This window comes from Spirosoma lacussanchae, assembly GCF_005870035.1.
Taxonomy (GTDB): Bacteria; Bacteroidota; Bacteroidia; order Cytophagales; family Spirosomataceae; genus Spirosoma; species Spirosoma lacussanchae.
In genome coordinates, this window is sequence record NZ_SWJG01000004.1 from 31436 (window position 1) to 43911 (window position 12476).

General features: G+C 55.5%; 6 protein-coding genes. 3 read left to right on the forward strand and 3 right to left on the reverse strand.

What is annotated here, in order from left to right:
• Positions 1–78: 78 nt before the first annotated feature.
• Complete coding sequence (locus FBR45_RS16095; RefSeq protein ID WP_138504133.1) at positions 79–3999, forward strand: PAS domain S-box protein; 3921 nt, start codon at positions 79–81, stop codon at positions 3997–3999.
• 55 nt (positions 4000–4054) lie between these two features.
• Here the strand turns inward: FBR45_RS16095 and treF are convergent, their stop codons facing one another.
• The 3 genes from treF to FBR45_RS16110 all read right to left on the reverse strand — a co-directional run bounded on the left by treF (position 4055) and on the right by FBR45_RS16110 (position 10612).
• Positions 4055–5662 (reverse strand): alpha,alpha-trehalase TreF, encoded by a 1608-nt coding sequence (treF, locus tag FBR45_RS16100; protein WP_138504135.1) that lies wholly within the window; start codon positions 5660–5662, stop codon positions 4055–4057.
• A gap of 31 nt (positions 5663–5693) precedes the next feature.
• Positions 5694–9059 carry a maltose alpha-D-glucosyltransferase gene (gene treS, locus FBR45_RS16105; protein WP_138504137.1) on the reverse strand — a complete coding sequence of 1122 codons (3366 nt, stop codon included), beginning with the start codon at positions 9057–9059 and terminating at the stop codon, positions 5694–5696.
• Between the two features lie 152 nt (positions 9060–9211).
• Positions 9212–10612, reverse strand: a complete 1401-nt coding sequence (locus tag FBR45_RS16110) for a chloride channel protein (RefSeq protein WP_138504139.1) — start codon at positions 10610–10612, stop codon at positions 9212–9214.
• 147 nt (positions 10613–10759) lie between these two features.
• Here FBR45_RS16110 and FBR45_RS16115 point away from each other — a divergent pair, with 147 nt between their 5' ends.
• The gene (locus FBR45_RS16115; RefSeq protein WP_138504141.1) at positions 10760–11680 is read left to right on the forward strand and encodes a hypothetical protein; all 921 of its coding nucleotides are present in this window, start codon (positions 10760–10762) and stop codon (positions 11678–11680) included.
• A gap of 97 nt (positions 11681–11777) precedes the next feature.
• Positions 11778–12329 (forward strand): hypothetical protein, encoded by a 552-nt coding sequence (locus FBR45_RS16120; RefSeq protein ID WP_138504143.1) that lies wholly within the window; start codon positions 11778–11780, stop codon positions 12327–12329.
• Positions 12330–12476: the final 147 nt, after the last annotated feature.

Consider the following 12476-nt stretch of genomic DNA (forward strand, 5'->3'; position numbering starts at 1 on the left):
TTTACTATTATTATTTTTCATAAACAAATTCTCATTATTGCCTATCTTTAATTGCCGAATACTTACCTACCGAGTAACATGTTGATTCCACCAAACGAGAAAAAACGCCTGGAGGCCCTTCATCAATATCAGATTCTGGACACCCTTCCTGAAAAAACGTTTGACCGACTAACCGAACTGGCTTCCCAAATTTGTCAGACGCCTATCTCTTTGCTATCGCTGGTCGACGAAAACCGACTCTGGGTAAAATCGAATGTTGGTCTTGGTCTTGAGACCCGGGAAGCCGATCGGGACACCTCATTCTGTCAATATACCATCCTCGACACCCTATTACTGGAAATTGAAGATACGCACCTGGACACCCGCTTTCAGGAGAATCCATCGGTTATCAACGATCCTTACCTACGGTTTTACGCGGGCTACCCGCTCGTAGACCCAGACGGTTATTCGCTGGGTGCTCTCTGCGTACTGGACAACGCCCCCCGGAAATTGACTGAAGACCAACGGAAAGCCCTGAAAAATCTGGCCGAGATGGCTACCGAGCTGCTGATCGAAAACCGGCAGAAACAGGAACAGGTTTATCTGAATAATCTATTTACCCTGTCTAACGACTTGATCTGTGTGGCGGGTACTGACGGCTATTTCAAGCGGCTGAACCCCGCCTTTTCGCATATCCTGGGGTGGGACGAGGCCTATCTGTTGCAGACCTCCTTTGCCGACCTGGTCCACCCGGACGACGTTCAGTCAACCCAGCAGGAGATTAAGCGGCTGGCGGCCGGCAACCCAACCGTCAATTTTTCTCATCGGTTTCGGTGCCAGGATGGGTCGTACAGAAACCTGCAATGGGTCGCTACGCCCGAACCGGGTACCGGGTTCATTTTCGCCATTGCGCGCGACGTGACCAACGAAAAGCAGAAAGAGCAGCAGCTCTTTCAGTCAGAGAGCAAGTTTCGGTCCTTCTTCGAAAACTCCCAGGGGTTCATGTGCATCCACGATCTGGAGGGCCGTTTCCTGACGGTCAATACGGCCGGAGCCCAGGCGCTGGGTTACCAGCCTGAAGAACTCATTGGGGGGCGACTGCATGATATTGTTCCCAAACACCACCACGAGAAGCTGAATGAGTACCTGACGGCAATCAGGGATACCGGTCAGGCCAGCGGTATTATGCACACCCACCATAAAGATGGTTCTCTGCTTATCTGGCTGTTCAACAATACCCTGGAGAAGCAGCTTACCGGCGATGTTTTTGTCATTGGCAATGCCATCGATATAACCCGCCGGCATCAACTCGAAGTGGACCTGAAATGGACTCAGCATATTCTTGAGCAGACCAACGAGGTAGCCCGAATTGGTACCTGGTCGGTAGATATGGTAAAAAATACGATCGACTGGTCGAGGGTAACGAGAGCCATCCACGAAGTTCCTGACGACTATAAGCCTACGTTTGAGACAGCAGTCAATTTCTTCGAGGGCCCTCATCGTTCGCTGATCGTGGAGGCTCTGGACCGGGCGGTTCAGCAGGGAATCTCGTACGATATTGAGCTGCAGATTCTCACCGCCACGGGCCGAAACGTATGGGTACGCACGGTCGGAACCCCGGAATTTGAGGGGGGCGTATGCAAACGGCTGTACGGTACGTTCCAGGATATTGATGACAAAAAGCGGGCTGAACAGGCACTCATGAACGAGAAGTCGCGGCTGTCGGCTTTTGTCGAACATGCCCCAGCGGCCGTGGCCATGTTAGACCGTTCGGTTCGCTATATCGCGGTTAGTAACCGATGGATGGAAGACTATCAGCTGACCGAGAGCGTGATTGGCCGGTGCCATTACGATGTCTTCCCCAATATTTCGGACGCCTGGAAAGCGTTGCACGCCCGCTGTATTGAAGGGGCCGTAGAAAAGAACGAGGAAGATGTGTGGCGCCCTAACGGCTGGAACCACGATCAGTATCTCCGCTGGGAGGTACGCCCCTGGTACCAGTTCGACGGGTCGATCGGAGGAATCATGATGTTCACCCAGGATATTACCGAAGCCTGCCTGCAACGCGACGAACTCAGAAAAGCCAAGCTACTGGCCGAACAGGCCAGCATGGCCAAATCGGAGTTTCTGGCCAACATGAGCCACGAAATCAGAACCCCGCTGAACGGGGTGATCGGGTTCACCGATCTGGTCCTCAAAACCTCGCTCAATGCCACCCAGCATCAGTACTTATCGATCGTAAGCCAATCGGCCAATGCGCTGCTGAGTATCATCAACGACATTCTTGATTTCTCGAAAATCGAGGCTGGCAAGCTGGAGCTGTCCGTGGAGAAAGTGGACCTCTACGAACTTAGCAGCCAGGCAGCGGGCATCATAACCTATCAGGCTCAGCAAAAAGGGCTTGAGATGCTGCTGAACCTGCCGACTAACCTGCCTCGCTTCGTTCATGTCGACAGCGTTCGGCTCAAGCAGGTGCTGGTCAACCTGCTCGGCAACGCGGTCAAATTCACCGAACGCGGGGAAATAGAGCTGAAAATAAAGCCGCTCACCGACAGCAGGCAACCGCTCGTTACCTACCGCTTCGAAGTACGCGACACCGGCATCGGTATAAAGCCGGAGATGCAGGAACGCATTTTTGAAGCCTTCTCGCAGGCCGACCCGTCGACCACCAAGAAGTACGGCGGCACCGGGCTGGGGCTAACCATCTCTAATAAACTGCTTGGTCTGATGGGTAGTCAGCTCCAGCTCACGAGCGAACCCGGTCAGGGCAGTTGCTTTTTCTTCGACATCCGGCTGAAGACTGAACTCGGCGAGCCCATTCTCTGGCGCGATGTTAACCTGATCCGGAAAGTGCTGATCGTTGACGATAACGAAAATAACCGGCTGATCCTGCGGCAGATGTTTTCGCTCAAACAGATTCAGGTCGACGAAGCCCGCAATGGGTTCGATGCCTTACAGCTACTGGGGCAGCACCGGCAGTATGATGTTATCCTGATGGATTATCACATGCCCTACATGGATGGCATCGAGACGATAGAAAAAATCAGGGCTAACTTCCCCAGCGAGCAACAGGCTGTGATCCTGCTTCACAGCTCTTCCGACGATGAACGTATCATCAGGGCCAGCGAAGAACTGGCTATTAATCAGCGACTCGTCAAACCGATTAAAATGGCTGAGCTCTACCATGCCTTATCCCGGCTGAATCAGCAGGAACCGAAGCCCGCACAGTCTGTCGACAATCCGTCCACGCCGTCAGAGCCTACCCTGGTGAAGGTATTGCTGGTGGAGGATAATCACATCAATCAGCTGCTGGCGAAAACCATTGTATCCCGCATTGTTCCCAACGTGCAGATCAGCGAAGCCCTGAACGGACTGGAAGCGGTTGAGCAGTACACGTCCGTTCAGCCCGACCTCATCCTGATGGATATACAAATGCCCCTGATGAACGGCTACGAGGCCACGCAACGTATCCGGGAGTTACAGCAGGGCCGCCATGTACCGATCATTGCGCTGACTGCCGGTACGGTAAAGGGAGAACGTGAACGCTGCCTGGCTGCGGGTATGGACGACTTTGTGGCCAAACCCATTGTGGAAGAAACCATTGTATCGGTATTCCATAAATGGCTGCGGGCTATACCCGAACCGGCCAGGCCTACCCCTGTTGCTACGCCCCGGACCACGGTTGATCACGCTGTCCACTACAACCCTGACGTCATCAAAAACCTGGCGGGCCATGATCCCACGTTTATTCGGGAACTGGTAGAAGCTGCCGGGTTCGAATTGCGCAAATCGCTGTCGGTTCTCCAATCGAGTCTAGTCCCTCTGAATCCGTCGGCCATCAAGGGAGCCGCCCATAAGCTGCGGGGTACGGCCCTGAGCGCTGGCATGCCCACCCTCGCCCAGCAATGCAGCACCCTCGAGCAGCTGGACACCTATACCGATCATGTCGCGCAGGAGCACGTTCGGCAGATCGAGTTTGAAGCCAACCTGGTTCTTTCCCTGATGGCAAGTGCCGTCTGAACGAAGCCAGCTCACTTCCCGTATTGACCGAAAAGGGAGTTGACGCTTAATCAGCTCACTTTTCGGTTAATAAACGCAGCAGAACCCCGTTGGTCCAGCCGAAGCCATCCTGCGTGGGGTACTCGCCCCCTTTGGCCATGGCGGTACTGATGACGTCGTATTTTTCGACCATCTTGCCGGATGCTTTATAGACCCGCAGGTTTTCGTTGACCCAGCTGGTTTTGATCCGGTTAGCCAGCGGCACCTGTCGGTACTGACGAAGCCCCTGAATGGCAATCCACTGCAAGGGGGCCCAGCCATTGGGCGCGTCCCACTGCTCTCCGGAGCGAACGAGGGTGGTTGTCAGGCCACCCGGCTTGAGGAATGACTTTTCCAGCCGGCGCGCCACACTCACCGCCTGACTGGCCGTTGCAATCCGCGCAAAAAGCGGGTAAACACCCGCCAGGGAATAGACGGTAGCTTGCTTGCGCGCAACGAAGTCATAATCGAAGAAAAACTGGTTTCTGGAACTCCAGCAATAGCGCTGAATCGCATCGCGCCGTTGCTGCGCTAGTTGACGATACTCTTTCGCCCGGGTCTGGTTGCCTTTCAGCGAGTAGCCCTCGGCCAGTAGCAACTCGAGGTTGACCAGTAGCGAATTGAGATCGACCGGAATAAAATCGGTGGTATGGATGGTTCGCAGGCGTTTGCCGTCGCGAAACCAGCGGGTGCTGAAATCCCAGCCCGACTCTGCCCCGGCGCGGATGTGCCGGTACAATGCCTGCGGATCCTTGGCATTTCGCGCCAGATTGACATCCTCCCGGTACGACTCGGGCCGGGGTGTCTGCCGGTCATCGTAATACCGGTTCAGGTAGACCCCGTCGGCCAGCCGGACAACCCGCCGGTTGGCTGGTGCCTGATCCGTCAGCTGAGCCTTGCCGTCCATCCAGAAATCGTATTCTTTCTGCAGCTGGGGCAGGTAGCTGACGATAACCCGGCGGCCCTGTACCTCGCTCAGCAGGCTGACCATGAACGAAAAAAACGGGGGTTGCGAACGCCCCAGAAAATAAGTCCGGTTGCCGTTGGGAATAAAGCCGAAGGTATTGATCAGGTAAGCAAAATTATCGACCATGTTGCGGATCTGAGCGTTCTGCCCGGATGCCCGCAAGCCCAGCATGGTAAAGTAACTATCCCAATAGTAAATTTCACCGAAACGCCCGCCCGGCACCACGTACGATTTGGGCAGCGGAATCAGCGACCCGGTCAGGGTACCCGCTTTAGGACGCGGGCTGGCCGGACGGGTCAGCACCGTCCACAGGTCGGTAATATGCTGCTGAGCCGACTGGCCGGTTTTACTGATATAGCCCGAAGCCGGTCTGGTGGGTACCACGAAATGCTGCAATACGAACGACTTCAGATCGAAGTCCCGCTGTTGACTGGCCTGGTTGTAATTGGCCAGAATCGTGGCTGTCGGAAATCGGGGGGTACAGTCGGCAAACGTTTTCGAGTCCGGGAAGACAGCCTTCAGCTGAACCTCCCGGAAGAGCGCCCCAAACTCCTCATCAGGACCAGACAACACCGATCCTGATGAGGTTTCTTTTGACAACACCCGCTGCGCCTGGCTATCAGCCAGGCCGGGGAGCAATAAAACACTAATAAGAAAGCACTTTAACTCAATTCGCATTACGGGTTGCGGTTTTGATTACAGAAATGATCTACCCGACCGGTTCAGGATCGGTAGCGGCCGAAACGGGATCGGCGACCGGATTGGATACCACCCGACCGATGATCTGCAGGGGCAACAGAACCCAGTCGGGCCGGTGGTTCAGCTCGTAAGTCAGATCGGTGATGGCGGTCTCGAGCAGATAGGTTTCCAGCAGCATTTGCAGGTCATCGGCCCGGGCCGGCACGAACGAGCTCGACTCTACCGTTTGCAGATACGCTTTGAGGAAGAACCCGCTCATATACTGGGCCCATACATCGGCAAACGGCAGCAGCCGGGGAGCCTCCTCGCGGGTCAGCTGATCGCTCTGCAGGAATCCTTCGTAAGTAACGTAATGAAGCGAGCGAATCAGCGAGGCCACGTCACGCAGAGGTGAGCGCTTGAGCCTTCGTTCGCTGTAGCTGCGGGCCGGATCACCGCCAAAATCCTGAATAGCCACGTCGCGTCCGGTAACCAGAATTTTATCCAGCTGCAGGTTGCCGTGTAGCCGGATTTTGTCGATATCCAGCTTCCGGGCGTAGATACGGCGAAACGTAGCGAGTACCTGCTCTTTGGCGGGCAGCCGCTGATCGATCTCCTGCCGGACCGACTCGGGTAACCGTCCCTGCGTCCGTTTGAGCGTCTGGAAACTTTCGCGCACCAGCGTCTGCAAACCCGAGAAGAGCGACCGTTGATAATGCAGGGAGAAAGCCTCGGGGGCAAACTCCTTCTGCTGCTTATCCGACGCCAGAGCCAGGTGCATCTGACCGATTCGTATGCCCAGCAAGCGGGCCTGCTCGGCTGCCCGGCGCCCCAGCAGTTCTTCGGTTTCGGCGGGCAGGTCACTGAACGCCACGGGCTGGCTCAGCGTGCCGCGTGGCGCGGCCAGGGCCGCTTCCAGCTGCTCTTTATCCCGCGCCAGAATCCGTTCGATGTAGTTGGTAACCCGGTCCAGTATATAGCTCTTCCCGTCGCCATGCCGGTCTTCCATCCGCTGCATCACGCCCAGCATGACCCGGTTGCCGGCGGGGCCCAGCTCAAGAGCCCCGGCATAGGCAGGCACATGCGCAAAATCCGCCTGTTCGGACAAAAAGCGCGTCAGTTCGGTATCGGGGTTGGTGGCCAGATCTACCTTACGATACAGCTTCAGCTGCCACGACAAGTCGTACATGATCGACGCGTAGCCTCGCTCGGCCGTGCTCAGTTTCGGTTTACTGTCCCCGTGTTCCCGAACGTATTCCTGAAGCATTGGGGTAGTCAGAAATACCAGATTATCAGCCAATCTGGTCTGTTCACCCGCTATGTGGCGGAGCAGGGCCAGCTGCACCTCGGCCATGTACAGGCCATCACACAATACGCCAGTTTCGGTACCCACCTGCAGGCTGGCCATGACAGCCTGCGGACAGTTGCTGGTCAGCTTATCGGCGGCACCGCTGCCGGCAAAGGCCAGTGTCAGCTGGTACGTTTCGGGCAGTCCACGCTCGTAGGCCACTTCCAGCAACAGCACGTAAGCCGATCCTTCTGCCAGGGACAGACTGGCCTGCGCGGTGATAGTCAGTCCGTAGACTGGGGGTTTGTCTGCTCCGAACCAATCGGTTTTAGGCAGATAAGCCGGTAGTATTTCGTTTTCCAGCTGCTCGCGGGTGCGCCCCTGAAGCAGGCCGGGCCAGTCGTTGATCCGCAGACCGGGCAGCTGCGAGAGGCTCACCGATTCGGCCGCCACTTTTTCGAGAATGAACCACTGATAGTCATGAGCCGCCAGCGTAAACACGTAAGTTTCGTTGTCGGGAACCGGCGGGAAGGCGTTTTTACTAAACACCTCAACGGGTACGTAGCCACCGAATCCGCTTAACTCCACGGCCGCGGGCTGGGCAAATTTGGACAGGTTGACGATAACCAGCAAGGTCTGGTCTTCGTAGGTCCGGGTGAAAGCCAGTACTTTCGGATTCTCAACGGGCAGAAACGTCATATCCCCCCGCCCGAAAGCCTTGTATCTCTTGCGCAGGTGGATCATGCGTTTCATGAACCAGAACAGCGACGACGTATTGCGTCGCTGGGTTTCCACATTCACCGACTCGTAGTGATACTCCGGGTCCAGGATAGTAGGCAGGTAAAGCCGGTGGGGATTCGTACCCGAGAAACCAGCGTTCCGGTCGGGCGACCACTGCATGGGTGTTCGCACGCCATCTCGGTCGCCAAGATAAACGTTGTCGCCCATACCGATTTCGTCGCCATAATAAATAACGGGCGTTCCCGGCAGGGAGAAGAGTAAACTGTTAAGCAGCTCAATTTTCTTCCGGTTGTTCCCCATCAGCGGGGCCAGCCGATGCCGGATACCCAGGTTGATTTTGGCCCGCGGGTCCTTGGCGTAGGTCTTGTACATGTAGTCGCGTTCTTCATCGGTCACCATCTCCAGCGTCAGCTCGTCGTGGTTGCGCAGGAAGATGGCCCACTGGCAGTTATCCGGAATAGCGGGGGTCTGATCGAAGATGTCGGTGATCGGATACCGGTCCTCCATCTGCAGCGACATGAACATGCGGGGCATGACCGGAAAGTGGTAGTTCATGTGACACTCATCGCCGTTGCCAAAGTAGGAGGCCGAATCCTCGGGCCACATGTTGGCCTCGGCCAGGAAAACTACGCCCGGAAAATGATCGTCGATGTGTTTACGCAGCTTCTTCAGGAAGTCGTGGGTCTCGGGCAGGTTTTCGCCGTTGGTCCCTTCGCGCTCGAACAGGTAGGGCACCGCATCGAGCCGGAAACCGTCGACCCCCAGTTCGCACCAATAGTCGATCAGCTTAAAAATTTCGGCCTGAACCTCCGGACTGTCGTAGTTCAGGTCGGGCTGGTGATGAAAGAACCGGTGCCAGTAGTACTGCTGTGCTTCGTGGTCCCAGGTCCAGTTAGAGCTTTCGAAATCCTGAAAAATGATCCGGACATCGCGGTACTGTTCGGGGTTGTCGGTCCAGACGTAATAATCACGTTCGGGCGAGCCCTTGGGGGCTTTCCGGGCCCGCTGAAACCAGGGATGCTGATCGGAAGTGTGGTTGATGACCAGCTCGGTAATAACTTTCAGATTTCGCTGATGGGCTTCGTCAAGCAGGGTTTTGAACTCCTCGATGGTTCCGTACGAGGGGTTGATGGTGTAGTAATCGGCAATGTCGTAGCCGTCGTCGCGCAGGGGCGATGGATAGAACGGCAGCAGCCAGATGGCCGTCACCCCCAGTTCCTGGAGGTAGTCGAGTTTTTCGAGCAGGCCCTGGAAATCACCAATGCCATCGCCATTGCCATCCCGGAATGCTTTTATGTGTAATTCGTAGATAATGGCGTCTTTGTACCAATACAGATTTTCGGTTTCTGTTGCCTTACGTTGAGTCATGATCTTGCTGGTTTAGTAGCGCACCTACCCCGGCCAATTACTCGCCTTGTTTGATAGGATAGTATATAAGGAACTGGCTAGGGGCCGTTTTGTATGCAGCAGCCACCCTAAAAGCCCGTTTTGCTATTAGCCGGAACCGATTGCCTACCTTCTTATTCGACCGCTAGGGGTTGATTTTGGGGCCGCTGCGGGTTGGGTTGGGTGCTGGCTTCACGCACGAAGCCTTCTTTGAGGTGTTCATAAAAAGACACCGGATCAACCAGCGACGCGGCTCCATGCGCCATAAGCCCGCCCAGCAGAAGCTGAAAAATAGCCGAGTGGCGGTCAGTCATTTCAAGCACCAGAATGGCCGCGGTAAACGGCGACCGAACGACCCCGGTCAGAAAGCTCACCATGCTCACGAGAATAATGAGGTTATGATCGGCAGGCGATATGCGGGCCAATCGCCCCAGCGCATCGCCCAGGATGGCCCCGGCACTCAGCGAGGTAGCAAATACGCCCCCGGCACCTCCGCTGCTGTAGCTGAGCGCCATACCCGCAAACCGCACCGGAAACAAATACCAGGGGGTCTCGCCGGTATTCTGAAACAGCAGGCGGTTTATAATGGGTTTACCCGTTCCAGCCGCGTCCATGCCTACGCAGAACACCAGTCCGGCCAGCAGCAGCCCGCAACCGGCCACCCAGCCCGCCTGTGCCAACGGCGTCCTGAACCGCTGGCGGTAGCGGTTGATCCACAGCAGAGTTTTGGCAAAAAGAGCGCCCGCCAGACCGCACAACAACGCAATCAGCATTACGATACCCAGCAGCCAGCCCGTAGAGACCGTAACCTTCGGAAAGCCCAGGTACAGATACGGTCCCTGAATAGCCTGCGCCGTCATACCGGCAATGATGACGGCGGTAAAAACGGCGGTACGAAACCGGGTGATGTGGGTTTGGGTCAGCTCCTCTACTACGAATACAATACCACCGAGCGGGGTATTAAACGCAGCTGCCAGGCCTGCCGCCCCACCCGTTACCAGCGCAATTTGCCGCGACAGCTGCGGCCAGCCGGCGGGTTGCAGTCGATTGATTGCCCTGAAAATAGCGGCCGATATCTGAATGGTTGGCCCCTCGCGGCCTATGACCCCGCCCCCCAGCAGCAGGGCTACACTGCTGATTACTTTGACCACCGCCACCCGCAGACTCAGCAGATACGCCGTGTAGCCATGGGTTTTAGGATGGGATAACTCGATGCCAGCCATGACCTGCGGAATACCACTGCCCCGCGCGGCCGGCGCCAGCCACCGCACCAGTCCCCAGGCCAGCAGAAAAGCCACCGGCGTCAGGACGAATGTCAGGAGCGGATTAGTGTGAAACCAGTGAAAACTGAGTTCTTCTGCCCATTCAAAGGCTTTTTCGTAGCCTACCGCTACCAGCCCGGTCAGCAATGAGGCCACCCAGAACGGTAAACTCTGCAAAATCACCCGCCGTACCGGTCCCGTATAGACCCGACGAATTACGTACTGGTCGATCCAGGCCAAAACCCGGGCATACCGGGATTCTTTGTTGATCATTGATGAACACCATTGATTAGATAGACAACGACCCGATATCAATTGTGGTTTACGGCCCCGGTGGTTCTAAGCAGATTGTAAGGTTTTGTTAAGCCCCTTACAAGTAGTGAACCGGATGTTTGTCATCTCAACGAACCGGTCAATCTTATGGAAACCAATGAAACAACTACAAAAACGCTGACGGGCTTAGTCAGCGTACTGGCTGTCCTGGTGCTGGCGGGAGGTATATTTTTCTGGAAGAAAAAAGCGGCCTTCAAACACGAACAACTAAGCACCCAGCAGCGCGTAGACTCGTTACTTACCGCCCAGCTTCGACTCAAAGAGGACATGGGCGAACTGACCAATCAGTTGGCCAGCTCAAACGCGGACAATACCGATCTCAACACGCGTCTTATCAATGCGAACCAGCAGCTGAGCCGTACGGATGCCCGGCTTCGTGACCTTCGTCGGACCAGCGCCGACAGGCTGCAGAAACTGAAGCGCCTGGACGAGTCGAACTACCGGCTAACGGTTATCCGGGATAGCCTGGGCGCCCAGATGGAAGCCATGCATGACAAGATAAACTGGCAAACGAACGAGAACGAAACCCTGATCAGCCAGAATACAAACCTGCAGCAGCAACTCACTACCCGGGATGCCCGCTTATTGACTATGGTGCCCCGCTCCGCCTTAACGAGCGATGCGTTCCGGGTCGAGGTTAGTAAACCGAATCGTAAGGAAACGGCCAAGGCTAAAAAAGCGGATGTTATTACGATCTCGTTTACCATTCCGGCCGAGCTGGCGCTCAGTGGTATGCAGCGCGTTTACGTCAGCCTTACGGATACCCAGCGGGTGGCAATGGTAGACCCGCAGAAACTGGTTACCATTGCCCTGCCCGATCAGCAGCAGACCATTCCTGTTCATGCGGAGCGGACAGTCAACTTTGCCCGGAACCCCCAGCGCCTGTCGGTCGATATCAACCCCGATTCAGAGGTTAAACCAGGTATCTACAGAGCGGCTGTCTTTACGGACAGTGCTTATCTGGGTTCGGTCGAGTTTCGGCTGCGCGACAGTTTCTGGTTCTTCTAACCCGTCGCTGCGGGTTTACCCCTCTCCCTGATTACCCCCAAAATAGACTTCGCCGGTGGCCTTTCATCGGTTATGTTTCACCCTACCCCACAACGTTATGGCAACCGATTCCGATTCTCCCCTACAAGACCATCTTAAACGTCATTCTGTCCCGTATCTGCTGGCAGGCGTCTGCTTGCTAGCCCTGCTGTACATGGTTTTCCGCAACTATCAACTAAAGCAGCTATACGAGAAACAGACGCAGGCCATGCGATGGCGCGTACGAACCAATCAGCTATCGAACGACCGGAGTCAGCTGATGTTCGGTATGACAACCTTTGGCTGGGCGGTTGGCAAATCACTGACCCAGAATAAAAATGATGAGGTAAACGAATATTTCAACAAACTGGTAAAGACAAAGGGCGTTCAGGAAGTGCTGCTGGTCAATCCGGCGGGCAATGTGCTTCTGTCTACCAATAAGAAAAATCAGGGCATCCGGTTCAGCTCCCTGTATCCGGCCTATCTCCTTGAGCAAAACGATACGTACTTCAACAGCAAAGTCCCGTATGAGTTGTCAACGCCTGTTGTCACGTCTGCAAACCGACTTGGCACCCTGGTCATGTTTTTCAGCCCAGCATCCATCATGCCCGATTCGCTGACTCTCCCCTAACCTGAATTCGGGCGCACCTCTGCGAATAGGCGGAGTACGCTGTCCCTGATTAGCCCTCTCTAAGCCAATTCTAAGTATATCCTAAGCTCCTTCTTAGGTTTCGCGTCCATCTTGCCACCATCGAAGACAGCATCCCGCTGTTCAGAA

Bases quoted from the DNA above. Each gene is read 5' to 3' on its own strand.
- treF (WP_138504135.1), bottom strand. From the start codon at position 5,662: ATGCGAATTGAGTTAAAGTGCTTTCTTATTAGTGTTTTATTGCTCCCC.
- FBR45_RS16095 (WP_138504133.1), top strand. From the start codon at position 79: ATGTTGATTCCACCAAACGAGAAAAAACGCCTGGAGGCCCTTCATCAA.
- FBR45_RS16120 (WP_138504143.1), top strand. From the start codon at position 11,778: ATGGCAACCGATTCCGATTCTCCCCTACAAGACCATCTTAAACGTCAT.
- FBR45_RS16110 (WP_138504139.1), bottom strand. From the start codon at position 10,612: ATGATCAACAAAGAATCCCGGTATGCCCGGGTTTTGGCCTGGATCGAC.
- FBR45_RS16115 (WP_138504141.1), top strand. From the start codon at position 10,760: ATGGAAACCAATGAAACAACTACAAAAACGCTGACGGGCTTAGTCAGC.
- treS (WP_138504137.1), bottom strand. From the start codon at position 9,059: ATGACTCAACGTAAGGCAACAGAAACCGAAAATCTGTATTGGTACAAA.